At 71.4% G+C, this 23,652-nt stretch carries 20 protein-coding genes and 1 riboswitch; of the genes, 11 read left to right on the top strand and 9 right to left on the bottom strand.

Annotation, left to right across the window (positions count from 1 at the left end):
* Positions 1–182: 182 nt before the first annotated feature.
* Positions 183–1,322, bottom strand: a complete 1,140-nt coding sequence (locus tag ACWCRD_RS10890) for an ATP-binding protein (RefSeq protein WP_450965539.1) — start codon at positions 1,320–1,322, stop codon at positions 183–185.
* 145 nt (positions 1,323–1,467) lie between these two features.
* On the opposite strand from ACWCRD_RS10890, the gene ACWCRD_RS10885 reads away from it, so the two are divergent.
* Positions 1,468–2,823: an SWIM zinc finger family protein gene (locus ACWCRD_RS10885; protein WP_450965538.1), complete on the top strand. Its 1,356-nt coding sequence runs from the start codon at positions 1,468–1,470 to the stop codon at positions 2,821–2,823.
* Positions 2,824–2,887: 64 nt separating this feature from the next.
* A complete protein-coding gene (locus ACWCRD_RS10880; RefSeq protein WP_450965537.1) occupies positions 2,888–4,507 on the top strand; it encodes a DUF5691 domain-containing protein in 1,620 nt (539 codons plus the stop codon).
* A gap of 209 nt (positions 4,508–4,716) precedes the next feature.
* On the opposite strand, the gene ACWCRD_RS10875 is transcribed toward ACWCRD_RS10880, so the two are convergent.
* The gene (locus ACWCRD_RS10875) at positions 4,717–5,133 is read right to left on the bottom strand and encodes a cobalamin B12-binding domain-containing protein (protein WP_450965825.1); all 417 of its coding nucleotides are present in this window, start codon (positions 5,131–5,133) and stop codon (positions 4,717–4,719) included.
* 352 nt (positions 5,134–5,485) lie between these two features.
* On the opposite strand from ACWCRD_RS10875, the gene ACWCRD_RS10870 reads away from it, so the two are divergent.
* Together ACWCRD_RS10870 and ACWCRD_RS10865 are read left to right on the top strand one after the other, a co-directional pair.
* The gene (locus ACWCRD_RS10870) at positions 5,486–6,352 is read left to right on the top strand and encodes a lipase family alpha/beta hydrolase (protein ID WP_450965536.1); all 867 of its coding nucleotides are present in this window, start codon (positions 5,486–5,488) and stop codon (positions 6,350–6,352) included.
* 283 nt (positions 6,353–6,635) lie between these two features.
* On the top strand, positions 6,636–8,096 hold the full coding sequence (locus ACWCRD_RS10865; RefSeq protein WP_450965535.1) for a M23 family metallopeptidase: 1,461 nt from the start codon (positions 6,636–6,638) through the stop codon (positions 8,094–8,096).
* A 92-nt stretch (positions 8,097–8,188) separates the two neighbouring features.
* Here the strand turns inward: ACWCRD_RS10865 and pcrA are convergent, their stop codons facing one another.
* Positions 8,189–10,675, bottom strand: coding sequence for a DNA helicase PcrA (gene pcrA / locus ACWCRD_RS10860; protein ID WP_450965534.1), 2,487 nt, complete (start codon positions 10,673–10,675; stop codon positions 8,189–8,191).
* A 412-nt stretch (positions 10,676–11,087) separates the two neighbouring features.
* Positions 11,088–11,241: riboswitch (cyclic di-AMP (ydaO/yuaA leader) on the top strand.
* Positions 11,242–11,249: 8 nt separating this feature from the next.
* Here pcrA and ACWCRD_RS10855 point away from each other — a divergent pair.
* Positions 11,250–12,404: an NlpC/P60 family protein gene (locus ACWCRD_RS10855; RefSeq protein ID WP_450965533.1), complete on the top strand. Its 1,155-nt coding sequence runs from the start codon at positions 11,250–11,252 to the stop codon at positions 12,402–12,404.
* 99 nt (positions 12,405–12,503) lie between these two features.
* On the top strand, positions 12,504–13,478 hold the full coding sequence (locus ACWCRD_RS10850) for a tellurite resistance/C4-dicarboxylate transporter family protein (RefSeq protein ID WP_450965532.1): 975 nt from the start codon (positions 12,504–12,506) through the stop codon (positions 13,476–13,478).
* Here the strand turns inward: ACWCRD_RS10850 and ACWCRD_RS10845 are convergent.
* Entirely contained in the window at positions 13,456–13,809 is a 354-nt protein-coding gene (locus ACWCRD_RS10845) for a hypothetical protein (RefSeq protein ID WP_450965531.1), read from the bottom strand. The two genes, ACWCRD_RS10850 and ACWCRD_RS10845, sit on opposite strands and share 23 nt — an antisense overlap.
* A gap of 413 nt (positions 13,810–14,222) precedes the next feature.
* On the opposite strand from ACWCRD_RS10845, the gene ACWCRD_RS10840 reads away from it, so the two are divergent.
* Positions 14,223–15,284, top strand: a complete 1,062-nt coding sequence (locus ACWCRD_RS10840) for an NlpC/P60 family protein (RefSeq protein WP_450965530.1) — start codon at positions 14,223–14,225, stop codon at positions 15,282–15,284.
* Positions 15,285–15,301: 17 nt separating this feature from the next.
* Here the strand turns inward: ACWCRD_RS10840 and ACWCRD_RS10835 are convergent, their stop codons facing one another.
* Positions 15,302–16,027, bottom strand: a complete 726-nt coding sequence (locus ACWCRD_RS10835) for a LuxR C-terminal-related transcriptional regulator (RefSeq protein ID WP_450965529.1) — start codon at positions 16,025–16,027, stop codon at positions 15,302–15,304.
* Positions 16,027–17,316: an ATP-binding protein gene (locus tag ACWCRD_RS10830; protein ID WP_450965528.1), complete on the bottom strand. Its 1,290-nt coding sequence runs from the start codon at positions 17,314–17,316 to the stop codon at positions 16,027–16,029. Before ACWCRD_RS10830 ends, ACWCRD_RS10835 begins: the two co-directional genes overlap by 1 nt.
* Positions 17,317–17,495: 179 nt before the next feature.
* On the opposite strand from ACWCRD_RS10830, the gene ACWCRD_RS10825 reads away from it, so the two are divergent.
* Together ACWCRD_RS10825 and ACWCRD_RS10820 are read left to right on the top strand one after the other, a co-directional pair.
* A complete protein-coding gene (locus ACWCRD_RS10825; protein ID WP_450965527.1) occupies positions 17,496–18,902 on the top strand; it encodes a PspC domain-containing protein in 1,407 nt (468 codons plus the stop codon).
* Positions 18,889–19,137, top strand: coding sequence for a hypothetical protein (locus tag ACWCRD_RS10820; RefSeq protein ID WP_450965526.1), 249 nt, complete (start codon positions 18,889–18,891; stop codon positions 19,135–19,137). The genes ACWCRD_RS10825 and ACWCRD_RS10820 overlap by 14 nt, the downstream gene beginning before the upstream one ends.
* A gap of 21 nt (positions 19,138–19,158) precedes the next feature.
* On the opposite strand, the gene ACWCRD_RS10815 is transcribed toward ACWCRD_RS10820, so the two are convergent.
* Entirely contained in the window at positions 19,159–19,689 is a 531-nt protein-coding gene (locus ACWCRD_RS10815) for a DoxX family protein (RefSeq protein ID WP_450965525.1), read from the bottom strand.
* A 144-nt stretch (positions 19,690–19,833) separates the two neighbouring features.
* A complete protein-coding gene (locus tag ACWCRD_RS10810; RefSeq protein WP_450965524.1) occupies positions 19,834–21,123 on the bottom strand; it encodes a hypothetical protein in 1,290 nt (429 codons plus the stop codon).
* A gap of 186 nt (positions 21,124–21,309) precedes the next feature.
* Between ACWCRD_RS10810 and ACWCRD_RS10805 the strand changes: the two genes are divergently transcribed.
* Positions 21,310–22,194, top strand: coding sequence for a DUF4429 domain-containing protein (locus tag ACWCRD_RS10805; RefSeq protein ID WP_450965523.1), 885 nt, complete (start codon positions 21,310–21,312; stop codon positions 22,192–22,194).
* 5 nt (positions 22,195–22,199) lie between these two features.
* On the opposite strand, the gene ACWCRD_RS10800 is transcribed toward ACWCRD_RS10805, so the two are convergent.
* On the bottom strand, positions 22,200–23,009 hold the full coding sequence (locus tag ACWCRD_RS10800) for a class II aldolase/adducin family protein (protein WP_450965522.1): 810 nt from the start codon (positions 23,007–23,009) through the stop codon (positions 22,200–22,202).
* A gap of 142 nt (positions 23,010–23,151) precedes the next feature.
* On the opposite strand from ACWCRD_RS10800, the gene ACWCRD_RS10795 reads away from it, so the two are divergent.
* Positions 23,152–23,637 carry a pyridoxamine 5'-phosphate oxidase family protein gene (locus tag ACWCRD_RS10795; RefSeq protein WP_450965521.1) on the top strand — a complete coding sequence of 162 codons (486 nt, stop codon included), beginning with the start codon at positions 23,152–23,154 and terminating at the stop codon, positions 23,635–23,637.
* Positions 23,638–23,652: the final 15 nt, after the last annotated feature.

Genomic DNA, 23,652 nt, shown 5'->3' with positions numbered 1-23,652 from the left:
TCGCGCCCCTCGAATGCGGCCGCCGAATGCCTTCCGGGCGCCCTCCAGGCCGCTGCCGTCCCCGCCGTTCACGCCGTCCTCGTGCGCCCTGCACACCGATCCGCCCGATCCCTGGCCCCCGCCCGGTCCCTTGTTCCCGCTGTTTCCGCCGCTCCCGCCCGACCGGCCCCACCCCAGGTCGTTCACGCGCTCACCTCACGGCAGGCCCGGTAGAAGTCCTTCCAGCCGTCGCGCTCACGGACGACCGCCTCCAGGTACTCCTGCCAGATGACGCGGTCGGCCGCCGGGTCGCGGACGACGGCGCCGAGGATGCCCGCGGCGACGTCACCGGCCCGCAGCACGCCGTCACCGAAGTGGGAGGCCAGGGCGAGTCCGCTGGCGACCACCGAGATCGCCTCCGCCGTCGACAGCGTGCCGCTCGGCGACTTGAGCTTCGTACGCCCGTCGGAGGTGACCCCGTCGCGCAGCTCGCGGAAGACGGTCACGACCCGGCGGATCTCGTCGACGCCGTCGGGCACGGCCGGCAGGTCGAGCGAGCGGCCGATCTGGTCGACGCGGCGCGAGACGATGTCGACCTCGGCCTCGACGCTCTCCGGCAGCGGCAGCACCACCGTGTTGAAGCGGCGGCGCAGGGCGCTGGAGAGGTCGTTGACCCCGCGGTCCCGGTCGTTGGCCGTGGCGATCAGGTTGAAGCCGCGGACGGCCTGCACCTCCTGCCCCAACTCCGGTATCGGCAGCGTCTTCTCGGAGAGGATCGTGATGAGCGTGTCCTGGACGTCGGCGGGGATACGGGTCAGCTCCTCCACCCGTGCCGTCATCCCCTCCGCCATCGCCCGCATGACGGGGCTGGGCACCAGGGCGGCCCGGCTCGGGCCGTTCGCCAGCAGCTGCGCGTAGTTCCAGCCGTAGCGGATCGCCTCTTCCGGCGTGCCCGCCGTGCCCTGCACGAGCAGCGTCGAGTCGCCGCTGACCGCCGCGGCCAGGTGCTCGGACACCCAGGTCTTCGCGGTGCCGGGCACGCCGAGCAGGAGCAGGGCGCGGTCGGTGGCGAGCGTGGTGACGGCGACCTCGACGATGCGGCGCGGGCCCACGTACTTCGGTGTGATCACCGTGCCGTCCGGCAGGGTGCCGCCGAGCAGGTACGTCGCCACCGCCCATGGCGACAGCTTCCAGCGGGCCGGGCGCGGGCGGTCGTCCTGCGCGGCCAGCGCGGCGAGTTCACCGGCGAAGGCGTCCTCGGCGTGCGGCCGCAACGCCTCTGCCGGCTCTTTCGCGGGTACTTCGGCTGCTTCGACGATCGTCGGTTCCACGGACACAGACATGGCTGAGGCCCCCTCCAGCTCGGCCGGTTCGGATCTGGCATCCACGTTGCACTACGCCACTGACAATCCTTTCTGACCTGCGGAAACTCCTGTGCCAGGGCGCTCGCAGGACCGATTGTCAGTGGCGGGATCTACCTTCGATGGCATGACTCAGCAGGGGGTGCGCTGGAGCGCGGATCAGGTGCTGGCGCTGGCGCCTGACGCCGCGTCACGCAAAGCGGGCAGCAAACTCGGCGCGGCGGGGCCGTGGTCCGAGGCGGGGAGTTCCGACGAGGGGACGGTGTGGGGGCAGTGCAAGGGCAGCGGCAGCAAGCCGTATCAGACGGTCGTGGACATCGCGGATGCGGCGGGCCCCGCGTACAAGTGCAGTTGCCCGAGCCGCAAGTTCCCGTGCAAGCACGCGCTCGGGCTGCTGCTGCTCTGGGCGGGCGGGGACGGTGCGGTGCCGGCGGGGCAGGTGCCGGACTGGGCGGAGCAGTGGATAGCGGGGAGAAGGCAGCGCGCCGAGCAGAAGCGGACGGCGGGTGCGTCCGCTTCACCGTCCGGGTCCGGTGATCCGGAGGCCGCGCGGCGCCGGGCGGAGCGCAGGGCCGAGCGGATCACCGCGGGTGCGACCGAGTTGGAGCAGCGCCTGGCGGATCTGCTGCGCGGCGGCCTGGCGAGCGCGGAGCAGGCGGGGTACGGGCTGTGGGAGGAGACCGCGGCCCGCATGGTCGACGCCCAGGCCCCTGGACTGGCCGCGCGGGTGCGGGAGTTGGGGGCGATCCCGTCGTCCGGGCCGGGCTGGCCGGTGCGCCTGCTGGAGGAATGCGCGCTGCTCCATCTCCTCGACCAGGGCTGGCTGCACCGCGAACAGCTCCCGGACGGCCTGGCGGCCACGGTGCGTTCACGGATCGGTCTGCCCGGCACGGCGGACGGCCCGCCGCTGCGCGACCGCTGGCTGGTCCTCGCCCGGTACGACACCGCGGACGCACGCCTCACGACCCGCAGAATCTGGCTGCACGGCACGGACTCGGACCGCACCGCGCTCCTCCTCTCCTACGGCGCCGCTGGGCGCGCCCCGGAGTTGGCGCTGCCCGTCGGGCTGACCCTGGACGCCGAGGTGTCCTCCTATCCGGGTGCCGGGCAGCTACGGGCGGCCCTGGGCGAACAGTTCGCACCACCGGCCCCGTCGGTGACACGGCCGCCGGGAGTGACGGCGGCCCAGGCAGCCGCCCGCTACGGCGAGGCGCTGCGGGACGACCCCTGGCTGGACTCCGTCCCGGTCACGCTGGACCGGGTCATACCGGTCCCGGACGGCGACTCCTGGCAGCTGGCGGACGCCGACGCGGACGCTGCGCTGCCACTGACTCCCACTGCCCGTACCCGCCCCGGCCTCTGGCGGCTGGTCGCCCTCTCGGGCGGCGCCCCGGTCAAGGTCTTCGGGGAGTGCGGCCACCGAGGCTTCACTCCGCTGACGGCGTGGCCACAGGGGGCGGGAGAGACGGTGCGGCTGTGCTGACCCAACAGTCCGGGGACCGCCGTACGACGCCCACAGGGGGCGGGCCCTCACGGAAAGGAACCGCATGAACAGGACGTCCACGCCGGTGGATGCGCCCGCCTCGGGCGCCTGGGAGGAACTCGTCACGGCGGCACTGCTCGGGACGGAGCGGCGCACCCCGCCGGGCGGAGCGCCGGGGCGGGAGGCGCCGGCGGCACTGCTGGACGCGGCGGCTGCGGAGACCGTTCGGCGGCGGGCCGGGCTGCGGGCGGCGCGGGCGGCCGCACGGCCCGAGCCGGCTGCCGAGGACCCACGGCCCGCGCTGCCCCCCGCGGCGGCCCGCAGGCTCGCGCTGATGCTGGCCGACCGGCCGGGCACGGGCGGTGGCGGCCGTAGGGGCACGGCACCGGACCTCATGGAGCTGCTGCCGCAGTGGCTCGCGGCGGCGAACGCCCGCGGTTTCGCGGCACCCCCTCAGGCGCTGCCCGCGCTGCTGGACGCGGCCCGGGGGCGTACGGATCTGCGGTCGGCGGCGCTGGCGTTCGCAGGGCCGCGCGCCGTGTGGCTCGCCCGGCTGAACCCCGACTGGCGGTTCGCCCTGCGTGCGACCCCGGGTGGGGGCGCCGCCCTGCCGCGCCCCGAGGACACGGAGCGGACTCGGCGCCTGTGGGAGGAAGGCCTGTTCGCCGAGCGGGTCGCGCTTCTGTCCGCCATACGCGCCCGCGAGCCCGCCGCCGCCCGCGAACTGCTCGCCACGACCTGGTCGACGGAACGGGCCGAGGACCGACTGATGTTCCTCGACTCGCTGCGCACGGGACTCGGCCCCGAGGACGAGCCGTTTCTGGAACAGGCGCTGGCCGATCGCAGTCGCAACGTGCGGGCGACGGCAGCAGAGTTGCTCTCCGCACTGCCGGGTTCGGCGCTCGCCGCGCGGATGGCCCTCAGGGCCGCGGCCTGCGTGGCCGTCGACCACACGGGCGACTCACCGATCATCACCGTTGAGGCTCCGCACGAGTGCGACGCGAGCATGGAGCGCGACGGTGTCGTGACCAAGGCTCCGGCAGGACGGGGTGAACGATCATGGTGGTTCGGGCAGTTGGTGGAGGCGACACCGCTCGAGACCTGGTCCACGCGCCTGGGCGGGCGTACGCCGGGGCAGATCGTGGCACTGCCGGTGACGGACGACTGGCAGAGCGAACTGCACGCGGCCTGGTGCCGGGCCGCCGTGCGGCAGCGGGACCCCGAGTGGGCCCGTGCGCTCCTCGGAAATCCGTCCGCCCCGGAGGCCGGCGGTCCGGGCGCGGTGTCGCTGGCCGAGCGCGCCAAGCTGCTCGGCACGCTGGGCGCAGCCGAACGGGGCGACTGGGTGGCCGATTTCATCGCGGCACACGGCCTGTCCGAGGCATTTCAGCTGCTCGGGGTGTGCGCGGTGCCCTGGTCCGCGCCGCTCGGGCGGGCCGTGGTGGACGCACTCAACATCGCGCGGGACGCGGGGAGTTATCCATGGAGCTTCAGCGGAGTGATGGGCCTGGCCGAACGCTGCCTCGACCCGTCCGAAGCGAGCCGCCTCGACGGCCTGCTGGCGATACCGGACGAGACGGAGGACGCGTCACCCGGGGCGGGCGGCTATTGGGCGGAGGCGTTCCAGCGCCTGGTCACGACCCTGCGGTTGCGGGCGGCGATGGCGGAGGAGCTGAGGTCGTAGGGCCTGTCCGTTGCGGCGCTCTCCGGCACTGCTTCGGCGCCGGTCAGCGCATTTCAGCCCGTCGCGGGGGTCCCCCCGCTCGAGCGAAGCCGAGAGTGGGGGAGTTTGAGGACGAGGCCGTTCAGGCCGAAAGGGGGTCTGGGGGCCAAGCCCCCAGGGCCGGCCACCCCATCCCACCCGCACCAGACGACGGTCGCACCGGCGGAGGCCTAAGCCCCTGCCGGCTGCCTGACGTTGGCCCGGACCCAGTCCACGATCGACTGCGTCGTGGCCCCGGGCGTGAAGATCTCCGCGACGCCCTGCTCCTTCAGCGGAGCGATGTCCGCCTCGGGGATGATCCCGCCGCCGAAGACCAGGATGTCCTCAGCCTCCCGCTCCTTGAGCAGCTTGATCACCGCGGCGAAGAGCGTGTTGTGGGCACCGGAGAGGATCGACAGCCCGATCGCGTCGGCGTCCTCCTGGATCGCGGTGTCGACGATCTGCTCGGGGGTCTGGTGGAGACCCGTGTAGATGACCTCCATGCCGGCGTCGCGCAACGCACGCGCGATCACCTTGGCCCCGCGATCGTGGCCGTCGAGCCCCGGCTTGGCCACCACCACGCGGATCGGACCGGCTGCCACACCCATCACTGCCTCCATGAAGCGACTGCATCCATCCCTACCGACAAGTACTGGGTACCCGAACCGGCCGGGAAAGTGAACGAACGTTATCGCCAGCATCCCGCAACCGGCAGTTTCGCGGTGAAGACAGAGGGGGAAATCACACAATGGGACACGTTCACCGCGCACCGTTCCGGCGGGAACACGCGCAAGGGGAGCCGCAAAGAGGTCGCCGCACCACCGCGCCGCAGGCCGCGCGCCGTGGCGATGCGGCGTGTCGACGACGCCGTGAAGGGCTGCCGACCGCCTTCCTCGCGGCCTCCCACGAGGGCACACGGGGGACAGAGGCGTCCTCCTGCGTGCCGACAGGAGGTCGGCCATGAAGGTCACGAGGGCGGCACTGCCCTTTCTCCCGCTCTGCCAGCGACTGGTACCGAGCAGGCTGGCGGGACTCTCCCTGGCCCTGCTGAAGGCGACCGCCCTGGAACTCGCGATCCTCGCGGGACATCTCCTCCTCTATCCCTCCGGCGTCACGCAGGAACGCCGAGGGTCATCGGTCCCGCTCCCGTCGGCGGACGGCGCCGCACAACTGCCGACCGAGACCAAGCCCCCGGTCGTCCTCCTGCACGGCTTCATCGACAACCGCTCGGTCTTCGTGCTGCTGCGCCGCAGCCTCGCCCAGCACGGCAGGCAGCAGATCGAGTCGCTCAACTACTCGCCGCTCACCTGCGACATCCGCACCGCGGCCGAGTTGCTGAGCCGGCACATAGAAGAAATCTGCGAGCGCACGGGCAGCAGGCAGGTCGACATCGTCGGACACAGCCTCGGCGGACTGATAGCGCGGTACTACGTGCAGCGACTGGGCGGTGACATCCGGGTCCGCACGCTGGTGACGCTCGGCACCCCGCACTCCGGCACCCGGGTGGTGCCGCTGGCGAACGCGCACCCGATCGTCCGCCAGATGCGCCCCGGCTCGGAGCTGCTCGAGGAGCTGACCCGGCCCGCGCCGGGCTGCCGCACGCACTTCGTGAGCTTCTGGAGCGACCTCGATCACCTGATGGACCCGCTGGAGACCGCCTGTATCGACCACCCCGACCTGCTGGTGCAGAACGTGAGGGTGAGCGGTATCGGACATCTCGCCCTGCCCGTGCACCCCGCCGTCGCGACCGGGATACGGCAGGCCCTCGACGACGAGCGGACAGGAGCAGAAGCCGCCGCGCACGCCGGCGGCCTGACTGTGGCCTGACCCCATCCCCTGCAGCCGCGTCCGTACAGCGCCGTCCTGCACAACCTGCCCACAGCCCTGGGACGGCGCCCGGACAGCATCCGCACGGCCATGCGACAGCCATTTGGCCTCGAACATTCTTCGAACACAGGGCCAAAGCCGTGCCCGTCGTCCCCCGAAACACGGCCGAATGCCCGTTTCCTGCGCGCACGAAACCTGTTGAAGATTGTCGAGCCCGTATACCGCCGGGTACAGTCACCGCACTGCTCTGCCAGCCCCTGTTGTCGAGGCGAAAGAGAAGTTGGTGAACGATCGTCACCCGTCGGGGACCATGACCCCGGCTCCGGCTTCCGACGCCGCCTCGGCGCACTACGCGTCCTACGGCACGCAGGAAGCCCAGTACGGCGACTTCACCACGTACGGCGACTACGGCTCCGATGGTTTTGCGACCGGCAGCCATGCCACCGCGACCTTCGCCGCAGACCCCCTGTTCGGCAGCCTCCCGGGCGAGAGCACGGGTTCGTACGACACCGGCCGCTGGGCCACGGGCGGCCACCAGACCCTGAACTACGACGCCTACGCGGCACAGCACCATGCCGCCTATGACACCGGCGTGTACGACACGAGCGTCTGGACCGCCGACCAGCAGCCGCTTCCCGTCATCCCGCCGCAGGCCACCGGGCACGATGTCTCAGGTCAGTGGGATGCGAACGCCTGGCTGCAGCCCGACCATCCGGGCGGCCACGCGGACCAGACCCAGCAGTGGGAATGGGGCACCCAGGCCTTCGACACCGGCGCATACGACGCCACGCAGTGGAACTCCGAGCGTCCCGAGGCCGACGACACGGCCGCGACCGCCGGGCCCGCCGGCGACTACGAGCAGCAGGCCGAGCACGGCTTCTACGAGGCTTCCGTCCCGGACGGCGGCCAGTCGGACGCCACCGGGGAGCTGCCCTCGGTGGCCCCGCTCCTCGACGAGCAGGAAGAGGTCACGTCGGCTCCGGCGTCGCGCGCGGGCTCCCGCAGCGGGGCCCGTTCCCGCCGTCGTGCGCCCGCCAAGCGGTCCGCGCTGCTGACCATCGCCGTGCCCTCGGCGTGTGTGATGGGCGTGGCCGGTATCGCCGCCGCCTCCGTGGGCACGTTCACCGGCGACCAGGGCAGCTCGACGACCGCGTCGGACGCACATGCGGTGAAACCATCCGCCGCCAACAACAAGCTGGACACCCAGCTCCGGAGCCTCTCCGCCGGCGCCGACGACTTCGCCGACCGGGCCAGCCGTACGCAGGAGCGCATGGACCTCAAGGCCCAGCAGGAGGCCGAGCAGAAGAAGGCGGCAGCGGAGGCGGCCCGCAAGGAGCGGCTGCGCCCGAAGTACGTCCTTCCGGTGACGCAGAAGGGCCTCAGCGCCTACTTCGGCCAGGCCGGCATCAACTGGATGTCCGTGCACACCGGCATCGACTTCCCGGTCTCGTACGGCACTACGGTGATGGCCGCGACCGACGGCACCGTCCGCACCCAGTGGAACAGTGCGTACGGGAACATGATGATAGTGACCGCGAAGGACGGCACGGAGACGTGGTACTGCCACCTCTCCAGCTATCGCGTCGCCTCCGGCACGACGGTCAAGGCCGGCGACCCGATCGCGTACTCCGGGAACTCCGGCAACTCGACCGGGCCGCACCTGCACTTCGAGGTACGTCCGGGCGGGGGTTCAGCGATCGACCCGCTGCCGTGGCTGCGGAGTCATGGGCTGGACCCGACGTAGGAGAGCTGGGGGCCGCGCCCCCAGACCCCCCTTTTTTTTCGGCCTGAACGGCCTCGTCCTCAAACGCCGGACGGGCTGTAGGTGACCGGCAGTTACAGCTTCTCGACCGGTGCGTACCGCAGCAGCAGGCGCTTCGGCTTGGTGTCGCCGAAGTCGATCGTCGCCTCGGCGTTGCCGCCCGTGCCCTTCACCGCCACGACCGTACCGAGCCCGAACTGGTCGTGTGTGACCCGGTCGCCCACGGCCAGCGAGACCACCGGCTTCTCGGAGGCGCGGCTCGTGGCGAAGCCGGACGCGCCCGACGCCGACGAGCGCGAGCGGGAGGACGACAAGGAGGCAGCCAGGCCCGACGCCGGGCCGGAGGAGACCGGGGCGGTCGCGCCCGTCCGCTTCCAGTCGACGTGCTGTGCCGGGATCTCCTCCAGGAACCGGGAGGGCGGGTTGTACGACGGCTGCCCCCACGCGCTGCGCAGCGACGACCGGGTCAGATACAACCGCTCACGCGCGCGCGTGATGCCGACGTATGCGAGCCGCCGCTCCTCCTCCAGTTCCTTGGTCTGGCCGAGGGCGCGCATGTGCGGGAAGACGCCGTCCTCCATGCCGGTCAGGAAGACGACCGGGAACTCAAGGCCCTTGGCGGTGTGCAGGGTCATCAGGGTGATGACTCCGGAGCCGTCCTCGTCCTCGTCGGGGATCTGGTCGGAGTCGGCGACGAGCGCGACGCGTTCCAGGAAGTCGGCGAGTGAGCCGGACTCCTCGCCCTCACCGGACTCCTGCTCGAACTCCAGGGCCACGGCGGCGAGTTCCTGGAGGTTCTCGATGCGGGTCTCGTCCTGCGGGTCGGTGGAGGCCTGCAACTCGGCGAGGTAGCCGGTGCGTTCGAGGATCGCCTCCAGGACGGTCGCCGGGCCCGCGCCGGACTCGACGATCGTCCGGAGGTCCTCCATCAGTGTGTTGAACCGCTTGACGGCGTTGGCCGACCGCGCGGCCATGCCGTATGCCTCGTCGACGCGGCGCAGCGCCTGCGGGAAGCTGATCTTCTCCCGCTGGGCGAGGGCGTCGATCATCGCCTCCGCGCGGTCGCCGATGCCGCGCTTGGGAACGTTGAGGATGCGGCGCAGCGGCACCGAGTCCTCGGGGTTGGCCAGCACCCGCAGGTAGGCCAGGACGTCCCGGACCTCCTTGCGCTCGTAGAACCGGACACCGCCGACGACCTTGTAGGGCAGGCCGACGCGGATGAAGACCTCTTCGAAGACACGGGACTGGGCGTTGGTGCGGTAGAAGACGGCGACGTCTGAGGCCTTCGTCTGGCCGGCGTCCGTGAGACGGTCTATCTCGTCGGCGACGAACTGCGCCTCGTCGTGCTCCGTGTCGGCGACGTAGCCGGTGATGCGGGCGCCCGCGCCCGCGTTCGTCCACAGGTTCTTGGGGCGGCGGGACTCGTTGCGCTCGATGACCGCGTTGGCCGCGGAGAGGATCGTCTGGGTGGAGCGGTAGTTCTGCTCCAGCAGGATCGTCGTCGCGTCCGGGTAGTCCTCCTCGAACTGGAGGATGTTGCGGATCGTCGCACCGCGGAAGGCGTAGATCGACTGGTCGGCGTCGCCCACGACGCACAGTTCGGCGGGCTGGAGGTCGTACTCGTTCGGCGGTACGTCCTCATCGTGTGCCCCGGTGCCGACGAGTTCCCGTACGAGCGCGTACTGGGCGTGGTTGGTGTCCTGGTACTCGTCGACCAGGACATGCCGGAAGCGGCGGCGGTAGTGCTCGGCGACGTCCGGGAAGGCGCGCAGCAGGTTGACCGTCGTCATGATCAGGTCGTCGAAGTCGAGGGCGTTGGCCTCGCGCAGCCGCGACTGGTACATGGCGTAGGCCTGGGCGAGGGTCTTCTCGAAGCCGTCGGCGGCCTGGGCGGCGAAGTCCTCCTCGTCGATCAGCTCGTTCTTCAGGTTCGAGATCTTGGCGCTGAAGGACTTCGGCGGGTAGCGCTTGGGGTCCAGGTCCAGGTCTCGGCAGACCAGGGCCATCAGGCGCTTGCTGTCGGCCGCGTCGTAGATCGAGAAGGAGGAGGTGAAGCCGAGCTTCTTCGACTCCCGGCGCAGGATGCGCACGCACGCGCTGTGGAAGGTCATCACCCACATCGCGTTCGCGCGCGGGCCGACGAGCTGCTCGACGCGCTCCTTCATCTCGCCCGCGGCCTTGTTGGTGAAGGTGATCGCGAGGACCTGGCCCGGATGCACGTTCCGCTCGCCCAGGAGGTAGGCGATGCGGTGGGTGAGCACGCGGGTCTTGCCGGATCCGGCGCCGGCCACGATGAGCAGGGGGCTGCCGGAGTGGACGACGGCCGCTCGCTGGTTCTCGTTCAGCCCGTCCAGGAGCGCGGCCGGGTCGAGCGCCGGGCGGGGAGCGCCGTTGCGGTAGTAGGCCTCCCGGTCCGGTGGCACGTCGAACTTCCCGCCGAACAGATCGTCCGGAACCGGCTCCGGTCCGTGATCGTCCTCGGGCGGCGGCGGAGGTTCCTCCTCGTGCCCCCGGGGGGCCTGGAGGTTCGCCAGGAAGCTGTCGTCAAAGAGGCTGCTCATCGCTCTCCGAGTCTAGGGTGCCCCACTGACAGTCCGCCGCCGCCCTGAGCACATCGCCGGAATCCGCGGGCTCCCCTGGGCCTCCGCGGCCGCAGAATCCCTGGATTCTTCCAGACCTGGCCGCCAGGCGTCCTCTCGCCCTCCAGAACCGCTCCATCACGGAAGGTAACCGAACGGGTGGAGACATGGCTCGAAGCGAGTGGACGCCGCCACTGCGGCAGAAATACCCCCAAGACACCGCACATCCTCCCGGATTGACGACCGCGCGCGAACCCACTGACCGAAGGTCACGAAAATGTATCGGGCATATCGAACATCAACCTTCACAGGGGCCACACGAGTTGGCTACCGTTCCGGCAGGCCGCACGACCCCCACCGGCGAACGTCGCCGGGCCGCGCGGCCTCCGCCGAGTCCGGGGCGCCGCCGCGCATCCGGAGCCGGGGACCCACACCGACCTTGGGGTGAATCGGTCTCCTCCCTTTCGGGGCACGGACCGTAGGGCAACCCTTCCGAACCACCCGCCCGAACCCGACAGCTAACTCGGTAGGCGGAGCATGGAAGGAGTCGCCTCCCTTGGCGTCGCACCGCAAGTCGCGCCCCGCGGGTACGCGCGTAGCAGGCATACGCACCCCCGCCCTCGCCACGGCCGCCCTCACCTCGGTGGCCCTGCTGTCCCAGTCGGCGAACGCCGCCCCCGCCGCCGACGGCAAGCCCAGCCTCGAAGAGGTCGAGAAGAAGGTCGACGACCTCTACCGCCAGGCGGAGTCGGCCACCGAGAAGTACAACGCGGCCAAAGAGAAGACCACGAAGCAGCGCAGGAACGTCGACACCCTCCTCGACGACGTCGCCAAGCGCACGCAGAAGCTCAACGAGGAGCGGGACCGGCTCGGATCCTTCGCCGCGGCCCAGTACCGGACCGGAGCCGCCGCACCCGACACGGCGACTTTCCTGCTGGCGGACTCCCCGCAGGACTACTTCGACCAGACGCAGCTCATGGGGCGGCTGACCTCCCGTCAGAAGAGCGCGGTCGACGAGTACTTCACCGAGCAGTCCGCGACGATGAAGAAGCGTCAGGAGGCCTCCAAGAGCCTCGAGACGCTGACCGCGACACAGAGCGACCTGCAGACCGCCAAGTCCACGGTGCAGAAGAAGCTCTCCGATGCGCGCGAGCTGCTGTCGAAGCTGACCGCCCAGGAGAAGGCGCGGCTCGCGGCGATCCAGAAGCAGCAGGAGGAGGAGGCGGCCCGTAAGGCCGCTGAGCTGGCGAAGCAGCAGGCGGCGGCGGAGAAGGCCAAGGAAGAGGCCGCGGCCCAGGACGGCGGTTCCGCCTCGGGCTCGGGATCCACCTCCGCCGGCGACTCCTCGTACGCCACCAAGGCCGAGAAGGCGCTCGCCTTCGCCCGCGCGCAGATCGGCAAGCCGTACGTCTGGGGCGCCACCGGCCCCGGCTCCTATGACTGCTCCGGCCTCACCCAGGCCGCCTGGAAGGCGGCCGGCGTCTCCCTCCCGCGCACCACCTACGACCAGGTCAACGCCGGCACCACGGTCTCGCTGACCGACGCGCAGCCCGGCGACCTGATCTTCTTCTACGACGACATCAGCCACGTCGGGGTCTACATCGGCAACGGCATGATGATCCACGCCCCGAAGCCCGGCGCGTACGTCCGCGAGGAGTCGATCTACTACGGCGGCGAATCGATCATCCACAGCGTGGTGCGCCCCGCCTGAGGCACCAGGGGGCAGGTCACGCGCGCGTGCGGGGCAGTTTGTGATGCACGCGCGCGTGGCCCGCCCTCAACGCGCCCCGCACTCCTTAGCATCGGCCCCATGTCCGGCCCGACCTTCCTCCGTGCCTGGTGGGCGCAGCGTTCGCCGGCGGCCGGGGCCGCCGTCATGGCGACCGGCAGTGTGTCGCTCGGACTGCATCTGACGGGGTACGAGGTGCTGTCGCGAGTCGTCCTGGGGCTGTCCTGTGTCGCCTGGGCGGTACTTGCGGCGGGCTTCGGCGTCCGGCTGGTGCGGGAACCGGAGAGGTGGCGGGCGGAGGCGGGGACGCCGGGGGCGCTGACCGCCGTCGCGGCGACCACCGTCCTCGGCACCCGGTTCTCCGCCCTCGGACGGCAGACCCTCGCCGAGGCCCTGCTCGCGCTGGCGGCCGTGCTGTGGCCGCTGCTGCTGGTGCAGGTCGCACGGCACTGGCAGCGTCGCATGCCCGGCGCGGTGTTCCTGTGCAGCGTGGCCACGCAAGGGCTCGCTGTGCTCGGCGCCACGCTCGCCGAGGTCGAGGCGACGGCATGGCTCGCGCACGCGGCGCTCGTGCTGTTCTGGTTCGGACTCGTCCTCTACGGCTGTGTGCTCGCCCTCTTCGATCTGCGACAGGTGACGGAAGGGCTGGGCGACCAGTGGGTGGCGGGCGGCGCGCTAGCCATCTCGGCGCTCGCCGGATCGAGGCTCCTCGCGGCGGACAGCGCGCGTCTGTACCTGTGGGACGGCGACGACCGGGGTGTCCTGCGCGCCGTCACCGTGGCGCTGCTCGTGCTCGACCTGGCCTGGTACGCCGTACTGCTCGTCGCCGAAGCGGTCCGGCCGCGGCGCGGCTACGACGTGCGGCGCTGGGCGACCGTTTTCCCGCTGGGGATGACGGCGACGGCCGTGCTGTCCATCGCCGCCGTCCTCGACGCCCCGCGGCTGAAGCGGCCCGGGGAGGTGCTGCTGTGGATCGCGGTGGCGGCGTGGCTGGCCGTTGCCGCGGGGGCCGTCGCCGCGGCCCGCGCCGGCATCAGGTCCACAGCACCGCGATGAAGATGTTCGCCGTGGTGAGCAGGCCCACCAGCCCGAACAGGCTCTTGTCGATCTTCTCGTCGTCCCGCTTCACATAGACCAGGCCGAGGATCACGATCAGCAGGGCCAGCTTGATCCCGATCTTGATGGTGTTGACGTGATGGTCGTCGGCCTGGTTGAGGCCGACCAGGATCGCGCCGGTGACCAGCATCGTCAGCGCGCCGTGCAGCATCGCGGGGACGAAGCGGGCCTCGCCGCGGCCCATCGCCTTCATCTGGGTGAAGAAGCCGCCGAGGAGCGCGGCGATGCCGATGATGTGCAGGCCGACGAAGAGATGGATGAGTACGTCCATGAGGCCGGAGCTTAAACAGAGGCGCACGGGGCTCCGGACACCGCCCCGGCCTCATCGGTGGATCCTGCATATATGCGGCCCATAGCACTCCGCCACCCCCATGTGTCCCGGAACCGCCACATCGGTCAGCGCTCTGCGTGAAGTCGACGCTGTGAGTCCTGGATCACGGCCGCATACGGTCACCCGGCGATCCGCCCGGGGCACTTCCGCACATCGCGTTACCAGGCCGACACAGACAGGTTTAGCGTCCTCCACCAGGTGACCGGCTCCCCACCGCCGCCCGGGCCAGGGGCGGCAGCCGGCCACCACCGCCGAGAAGGTCCGGCGGCGGCCCGCTCCCCCTGTGCGGGCCGCCGCCGGACGCGTAAGCCGCCCCGGAACGGAGCGGTCGTACGAAAGGACGGGCAGCCCACGTGGCAGCGCACCGAAAACCCAGTCGGCGCTCGCTCAACGGCCGTCCGGCCCGGACGGCGTTCACGATCGCCGTGGCGGGCGCGGCGACCGCGACGGGCTTCGACGGGACCGGGCACGCCGAGCCGGAACTGACGCCGACGCAGGTCAGGGCGGAGGTGGACAGGCTGTACCAGGAGGCGGAGGTCGCCACCGAGAAGTACGACGGGACGAAGGAGCAGACGGACGCCGCCGAACGGCGGCTGTCGGCACTGCGGGACGAAGCGGCGCGCAAGACGGACCAACTCAACTCGGCGCGGGACGAGCTGGGTTCGATTGCGGCTGCGCAGTACCGGGACGGCGGTCTCGACCCGGCACTGCAACTCGCGCTGTCGGACGACCCCGACCGCTATCTCGAGGGCGCCGAGTTCGTCGACCGGGCGGGCACCCGGCAGGCGGCGGCTGTGGCGGACGTACGCGAACAGCTGCGGGAGATCGAGCAGTTGCGCGGGGCCGCCCGCGTCGAGCTGGCCGGACTCAGGTCGCGGCAGGCAGAGCTGAAGCGCGACGAGAAGACGATCACCGGGAAGCTGGATGCGGCGCGGCGCCTGGTGGCCCGGCTGTCGGCCGCCGAGCACGCTCGGCTCGGGGAGGGCACCGACCGCGCCTCACGGTCAGCCGCGGGCGCCCGGGACGGCCTTGTGTCCCTCGGCTCCGCTACCGCCGAGGCGCCCGACTCCCGTGCCGCGGCGGCCCTCTCGTATGCGTACTCCAAGCTGGGCAGCCCCTATGTGTGGGGCGCGACCGGTCCGGACGCCTTCGACTGCTCGGGGCTCGTCCAGGCCGCCTACCGCTCCGCGGGCATCTCCCTGCCCCGCACGACCTATGCCCAGATCGACGCCGGCCGCCGCGTCTCCCGCTCCGAACTGGCCCCGGGCGACCTGGTGTTCTTCTACTCCGGCATCAGCCATGTCGGCATCTACGTCGGCAACGGGATGATGATCCACGCCCCGAATCCGTCGGAGCCCGTGAAGATCGCGCCGGTCGACGAGATGCCGTTCGCGGGCGCCACGAGGGTGGTGTGAGCTTCGGACGGAGGTCCTCAGACCAGCCGTCGCGCCGTGGCCCACCGGGTCAGCTCGTGCCGGTTCGACAGTTGCAACTTCCGCAGGACCGCCGAGACATGGGACTCGACCGTCTTCACGGAGATGAACAGCTGCTTGGCGATCTCCTTGTACGCATATCCCCGGGCGATCAGACGCAGCACCTCCCGCTCGCGCTGGGTGAGACGGTCGAGGTCCTCGTCCACCGGCGGGGCGTCGGTGGAGGCGAACGCGTCGAGGACGAAGCCCGCCAGCCTCGGGGAGAAGACGGCGTCGCCCTCCTGCACGCGGAAGATGGAGTTGACGAGGTCCGTGCCGGTGATCGTCTTGGTGACATAGCCGCGGGCGCCGCCCCGGATCACGCCGATCACATCCTCCGCCGCGTCCGACACGGACAGCGCGAGGAAGCGGACGGGCTGCTCGGTGTCCGTCATCAACGCGGCGCAGCGACGCAGGACTTCGACGCCGCCGCCGCCCGGGAGGTGGACGTCGAGGAGGACCACCTCCGGGCGGGTCGCGGTGATGACCGTGACCGCCTGGTCGACGTCCGCGGCCTCGCCGACGACCTCGACTCCGGTCTGCTCGGTCTGGCCGATCTCGGCCTGGACGCCCGTACGGAACATGCGGTGGTCGTCGACGAGGACCACACGCACATGCCGTTCACCCGCGCCGGCGCCGGCCGTCGGCTCCACAGGCTCCGCGTTCGCCTCGGTCGGGTCGCTCATCACGTCTTCTCCGCCCTCTCCATCTCCAGCTCGACCTCCGTGCCGCCGTCCGGCACCGCGCGCAGCCGCGCCGTACCGCCGTGGCGCTCCATGCGGCCGATGATCGATTCTCTGACGCCCATACGGTCGGCGGGTATCGAGTCCAGGTCGAAGCCGGGGCCGCGGTCCCGGACCGACACGAAGACGGTCCTTCCCTCGACTTCGGCGTAGACCTGTACGGCGCCGCCCTCGCCACCGTACTTGGCGGCGTTCACCATCGCCTCGCGCGCGGCCTGCATCTGTGCGGCGATCCTCTCGTCGAGCGGGCAGTCGCCGACGATGACGACCTCTATGGGGACGCCGTGCTTGTCCTCCACCTCCGCGGCGTTGCGGCGCACCGCGTCGGCCAGGTCGGTGGGTTCGTCGGCCTCGTCCTTGCCGGTGCCCTCGGGCTTGTAGAGCCAGGTGCGCAGGTCGCGCTCCTGGGCGCGGGCGAGGCGGCGGACCTCGTTCGCGTTCTCCGCGTTGCGCTGGATCAGGGTCAGGGTGTGCAGCACGGAGTCGTGGACATGGGCGGCGACCTCGGCGCGCTCCTGCGCGCGGATGCGCATCAGGCGCTCCTCGGAGAGGTCCTGGGTCATACGGACGAGGTAGGGCCCCGCGAGGAGCGTTATCCCGACGAGGACCGCGAGGGCTGCCTGCAGGACGGAGCCGAGGTGGGCGGCGGAGCCCTGGAGCACGAAGATGCCGGAGACGCCGACGGTGACGAGGAGGACACCGCCTGCCGCGCGCAGCAGGGTGAGCGTGCGCCGGCGGCTGCCGACCTCCACCCAGCGGGCCCTGCGGGCGTTGTCCGCCTGGCGCCAGACGAGGGCGACGCCCGCGCCGACGAGGACGGCGGGCCACAGGTAGGCCTTGGCTCCGCCGCCCACCTTCACATTGCCCACGAAGACCAGGGCCACGACGACCATGAGGAGCAGGGCGACGATCTGGCCCTTGTCCGGCTTGCGGGCGACGAGTCTGCGACGGCCGTCCGGCGAGGTTTCCGTACTGACCAGCGAAGGGGGTCTCTGGCCGCCGACGCCACCGACGCCGAGCGGCACGAAGAACCAGAACGCGGCATACAGCAGCGCGCCGAGGCCGTCCGCCATGAACAGTCCGACGAAGACCAGCCGCACCCAGATGACCGGCAGCCCGAGATGCCCGGCGAGCCCCCGCGCCACGCCACCGAGCCAGCGTCCGTCGCTGCTGCGGTAGAGCTTGCGCGGCGGCCGCGGTTCGACAAGTGGCGCTGCAGCGGCTTCCGGCATGCCATCGATACTCGCAGGGTCGGCGGACAGGGGCATCAGGGTCGACCCCCGAGACGCCCCTGATCTTCGAGCCCGGGCCCCGTCGAACGGTTCCCGGGCGCCGGCTCAGGGGCGATATCAGGGTCCGGCCAGGGTCGTACCGACTCCCGTCCGAGCGGCTCGGCCGTCACCATGGACACATGACAGATCACGAGCGCGGCGCGACGGGCCCCAGGCCCGGCTCCGGCCCGCGCCCCGCTCCGGGCGCCGGGGCCGGGCCCGTTGCGGGAGCGGGCGCGCGGGAAGAGGGGGTTGCGGACGCGGAGGGCACCGAGGCTCCCCGCAGGTTCCGCCGCGACCGCCGGTACAAGGTGCTCGCCGGGGTCTGTGCCGGTCTGGGGCGGCAGTGCGACATGGATCCGGTGATCTTCCGGATCACCCTCGCGGTGCTCTCCGCGACCGGCGGCATCGGTCTGCTCTTCTACGGCTTCGCCTGGCTCCTCATCCCGTACGAGGACGAGGAGGAGAACGAGGTCCGCAAGCTGCTCACCGGCCGCGTCGACGGCCAGGGGCTGACCGCGGTGATGTTCGCGCTGGTCGGCTGCGGGGTGTTCCTGTCCCTGCTGAAGAACGGCGGGGTGCTCGCCTTCGCCGTCGTCCTCTCGCTGCTCCTCGCGGGCGCCGGGTACTGGTCGCGGCAGCGCGGCGCCCCCGACCCCGACCCGCTGGCCGCGCAGGCCGTCGCCGACGCCCCGCCGGAGGCCCAGGCACCGCCGATCATGGTCACCTACCCCTCGTGGTGGCGCGACCCCATCGTCAAGGACGGCACGCATGTCGGCGGCACCGGCTATCTGTGGGGCCCCCGGGACTCCCGCGACCGGGACGTCGCGGCGGCGGTCAACATCAGCCTCGGCACGTCCTGGACCAACCGCGCGGACATCCGCACACCGCGTCCTGCGGCACCCAGACCGCGCGGCCCACGCTGGATCGGCGGCTGGGTCTTCCTGCTGGCGCTGCTCGCGGGCGGCCTCGGCACCGGGCTGACCTGGGACGACCATACGCTCGGCACCAGCCTGCAGACCGGGCTGTCCTGCGCGCTCCTGGTCTTCGGTCTGGGCATCGCGGTCAGCGCGTTCCTGGGGCGTACGGGCGCGGGCTCGGTCTTCCTCGCCATCATCACGGCGGCCCTGCTCGCCGGCTCGGCGGCCCTGCCCAAGGACGTCGGCACACACTGGATACGCGCGACCTGGCAGCCGACCTCGGCGGCCGACGTGCGGGGGAAGTACGAGGTCGGCAGCGGGGTCGGCACCCTGGACCTGAGCCGGCTGCACCCGGCCGAGGGAGAGACGGTGAGCACCAGAGCCGACGTCGGCTTGGGCCGGCTGAAGGTGATCGTGCCGAAGGACGTGACCGTGAAGCTGAGCATCGACGTGGGGCTGGGCGACATCCAGCTGCCGGGCGACAAGCCGGGAGACGTGGACGTGGAGCCGGGCAAACACAAGGAGGTGACCCTGCCGCCGGTCTCGGGCGGCAAGAACACCGGCACGCTCGACCTCGGGCTCCGGGTCGGTCTCGGACAGGCGGAGGTGAGCCGTGCTGCGTCATGAGTTCCAGCCGGGAAAGCTGGTCGCCGGCGTCTCCCTGGCCCTTGCGGGCGCCCTCTACGCCGGTGACGCGGCCGGCCTGTGGGAGACACCGTGGTTCGCGGTGATCCCGCTCGTCACGGGCGGCCTCTGCCTGGCCGGCGTAGCGGGAGCACTGGCCCGGGGCATACGGCGACGCAGGGCTGCGGTGTCCGGAAAGGGCACGAGTGAGGCACAGCTGAACGCACCGGGAACCTGACCAGGCCCACTTCGTGCCGAGCTACCGGTAGCCGGCCGCCCGTTGCCTGCGCCGTGCGCGGAGTGCGGCGTCCAGGGAGAACGTGGCGGCGCCCGCGAGGACGAGGGGGAGCCAGGCCATCAGGTAGGCGAGGTCGTTGCCGTAGTAGTACGGGTCGGAGGCCCAGCTCACGGTCAGCCACAGGCTGAGGGAGATCAGTGCGCCGCCGAGCGCCGCCAGGCGCGCGAACAGGCCGATCAGGGTGCCGATGCCGACCGCCAACTCACCCAGGGCGATGGCGTATCCGAAGCCCACGGGGTTCTTCAGGGCCATGTCGACCATGGCCGGGATGGCGGAGGAGTCGCGGACGTTGCGCATCATGTCGCCGATGGACCCGGAGCCGGAGCCCTTCATGAACGCGCTGTTGGTGAGCTTGTCCAGCCCGGCGTAGATGAAGGTGACGCCGAGGAAGACGCGGAGCGGAAGGAGGGCGTGTCGGGTGACGGAATCGCGCCAGCTCCGATCGCCGTCGAGGTACGGGGTGTGCGTTTCGGTGCGTATGCCGTGAGTCATCGCTGTCGCCTCTCGCCCGCGGTGCCGGGACCCCTCACAAGACGATACGTACGTCGAGGACGGTGCGCTCAATGCGTTCGTGCCGATTTCAGCGCCCGTGCCCTGTGTAGAGAGGGGCTGTCCTGTTCAGTCCGTGAGGATCAGTCAGTCCGTCACGTCGATCGCGTATCTGTTCGTCTCTACCCCCGCTGCGGTGACTACTTGCACCTCGACCCTCCCGGGTTCCACCTCCGCCGGCACGGGCACCGTCAGTGCCGCGTCGGTCGGGTTGCTGAAGCCGCCGGTCACCGGGACGAGGGGCACATGGACGTTCACCGTGCCGATGCGGACCACCATCCGCGTCAGCCGGTCGGCGCCCTGGGCGCCCGGCGGGACGAAGCCCGCGCCGCGGATCTCGATGTCGTCGCCCGTGCGGATCGGCGCGTCTAGGTCACCGGCCTCCCGGGCGCGCACCACGGAGAGGATCACGGGGCGGCCGCCCTCCGCGTACTTGCCGGCCACATAGGTCGCCGCCGACACCAGCACCACCACCGCGAGACCCCACGGCAGGTCCGGCAGCTGGTCCGGGCGGCGGGCCAGCCGTACGGCGGCGAACAGGGCGGCGACGGTGCTGATCACGACGTACTGGATGTCGGCGAAGGTGCCCCGCCCCGAGTCGTCGGTCAGCAGGTCGGCCGCCCGGGGCCGGTCCGCCCGTACCTTCTGCAGCCGCTGGCCGAGGACCCGCAGCCCCACCACGCGCCGCACCAGCACCGCGATGCCGCACACCACGGCGAGGACGGTGACGACACCGGCGCCGCGGGCGAGTTCGAGACCGGAGATCACGGCGTCGCGCTCGGCGTGGTCGGAGGCCGCGGCGAGACGGCCGGCCAGGTGCAGCACGGCGTAGGCGACGAACACCACCCAGGCCGCCGCCACCGTGCGGGACGTGGACAGGCGGTTGTCCTCACCGACGACGGGCGCCAGCACTCCGCCGCGCGCCCGGTGGAACCAGGACGCGGCGGTCAGCACACCGCCCACGATCACAGCCGCGAGGAGGCCCGCCGTGCGTGCCGTCGTCCAGCCCGCGCCGATGGCCGTGAGCGACTGCACCAGCAGCAACAGCAACACCAGCGCCCACACCGCACACACGGTCCGCCGCCACAGCCGGGCCAGCCATGCCTCGCCCTCGGCGCGGCCGCGTTCGGCGACGAGTTCCGCGGACTGTGTGAGCTCCTCCGAGACCCACTGGCGGGAGGCCGAGGCCGAGTGCGCCACGGCGGCCGGCAGCCCCTTCCCGGCCGCGAAACCGTCGCGCATCAGCAGGAATTCGGCGACCGCGCGCCGGTGCCCCTCGCGCGCCCCGTGCGGGCAGTCCCCGCAGGTGCAGCCACCGCCGTGCGCACCTCTGCGGGCGCCCGCGTCCGCGCCGCCTCTCGCCTCCTGCACCGCCACGCCCGCCGCCCGCCTTCCCCGCAACGCCTACGGCCGGCGGCCCTGTCCGGCAGTCGGCCGCCGCCCTGCAACACCCGTGTGATGACAGCGAATTGTGCCCTACGCCACGCCACCTGCGCCCGCCAGGTCTGGTCAGCCCGGGGTGAAGTGGGGCCGTCGTGTTGACCCGGCTGCGAGAATTTCCCTATGGCCGAGATCATCCAGCGGGACGGGACCTGGGCCTTCGACGGCACCACGGTCAGGATCACGCCGGGTCTCCACCGCTCCGTACCGCTGTTCCGGCAGACGTACGGGGAGGTCGCGGTGCCCCTCGAAGCCGTCGCGGGCGTGGTCTTCGAACCGGAGCGCAAGCGCGGACGGCTGCGGATACGGCTGCGCGAGGGCGCCGATCCGCTGCTCCAGGCGACCGGCGGGCGGCTGCCGGATCCGGCCGATCCGTACCGGCTGGTGGTGGATGTGGACCGGGCCGGGGTGGCCGAGTACGTCGCCGAGGAGATCCGCCGGGCCCTGCTGCTCGACCAGATCCCCAAGGAGCCGACCAAGGCGTATCTGCTGCCGGGGCCGCCCGTCCCGGTCTCGGTGCGGTCCTCCGACGGCACCGTCTCCTTCGACGGCACCCAGGTGCGCATCGACTGGGCCGACACCTCCGACCGGGTGAAGCGGGCGACCGGGCCGCGGATCATCGCCGTCGGAGACCTCGTGCAGGTCGAGTGGCTGCCCAACTCCGGTTACGAGGACGGCTTCCTGCGCTTCGTGACCCGCGAGACGGTGTTCTCCAAGCTGCCGCCGGAGAAGGACCCGTACGCCCTGGACCTGTGGGGCAGCGCCCGGCGCGACCTGCTCACCGCGCTCGTCGCCACCGCGATCACCGCGCGGCTGCCGCATCCGTCCACCCGGGGCGGCGGCGAGCAGGCGCAGCGACGGCCGCCGACGGCCGCCGTGCCGCCCGCTGCCGACCACCACGACGTACTCCTGCGGCGGCTGCGGGAGTTGGGCGAGCTGCACCGGGAGGGGGTCCTCACGGACGAGGAGTTCGCGATGACCAAGGCGGCCGTACTGCGAGGATTCTGAAACCGTCAGCTGAGCAGATCCGGCTCGCTGCGGCTGATGTCCTGCCACAACGGCTGGTAGTTGATCCATGCCACCAGGTCGCCGCCGAGCTGCTCGCGGGTCGCCACCGCCGCCCTGTGGTCGATGAGCAGGGGACGTCCTGCGGCCTTGGCGGTGAGCTGGACCTGGGCGGAGCGTTCCATGGACAGGAACCACCAGGCCGCGGCGTCCACCGAGTCGCCGACCGTCAGCAGTCCGTGGTTGCGCAGGACGAGCGCCTTGCGGGAGCCCAGTGCGGTGGCGATACGGCGGCCCTCCTCGGCGTCGACGGCGACGCCCGTGTAGGCGTCGTAGAGGGCGTGGTCCTCGTAGAAGGCGCAGCTCTCCTGGGTGATGGGGTCCAGGAGGTCGCCGAGCGCGGACAGGGCGCGGCCGTGCACGGAGTGGCAGTGGGCGACGGCCACCACGTCCGGACGGGCCGCGTGGACCTGGGCGTGGACGGTGAAGGCGGCCTGGTTGACGTGGTAGCGCCCCTCGATCACCTGCCCGTCCGAGTTGGCGAGCACCAGGTCGCTCACCGTGACGTGCTTGAACGGCATCCCGAACGGGTTGACCCAGAAGCAGTCGCTGTACTCGGGGTCGCGCGCGGTGATGTGCCCCGAGACGCCGTCCTCGAAGCCGAACCGCCCGAAGATCCGCAGCGCGCCCGCGAGCCGCTCCTTGCGATGCCGGCGCTCGTCGTCGACCGAGTCGTGCATCGGCGGCATCGCGAACCGCAGCCGGTCGCTGGGAACGGCGGGCGGCGGGGTGGGCCCGGTCCCGGGGGTCCCGTGCATCTGTCCTCCAGCACTGGGTTGCTCTACGGGGCGGAAGTTACCGTCGGTCAGCCCAGGAGAACAGAGATGTTCTGTAAAGATGACGCGCCCACCCGGCAGATACCCGACACAGGGTGTCGGGTATCGGGGCCACACTCGCCGTATGACAGCGAATACGGCAGCGAACTGGGCGGCTTTCCTCGCCGCCGAACCGGAGCTGGCCCGGACCGTCGAGGAACGCTTCGGCGCCTTCACGCACCACGTTCTCGCCACCCTCCGCAAGGACGGCTCCCCGCGTACGACCGGCCTGGAGGTCCGTTTCCTCGACGGTGAGCTGTGGCTCGGCATGATGCCGGGCTCGCTCAAGGCCCTCGATCTGAACCGCGACCCGCGCTTCGCGCTCCAGGCGAATCCGGGGCCGGGCACCGCCATGGGCGGCGGTGACGTGCGGATCGGCGGGCGGGCGGTCGGCGTCGAGGACGGCGAGGCGAAGGCGGCGTACAGCAAAGAGGTGGAACCGCCGGAGCCGTTCCACCTCTTCCGTACCGAGCTGACCGAGGTCGTGAGGACCTATGTGGAGGACGACGAGTACCTCGTCGTCCAGGTCTGGAAGCCCGGTGAACCCCTGCGCACCATCAAGCGCACCTGAGCCCCTTCACCGCAG

The sequence above is a fragment of the Streptomyces sp. NPDC002092 genome (assembly GCF_053593775.1).
The sequence above is the reverse complement of the archived record's forward strand: the minus strand, read 5'-3'. Positions and strand labels throughout refer to the sequence as shown.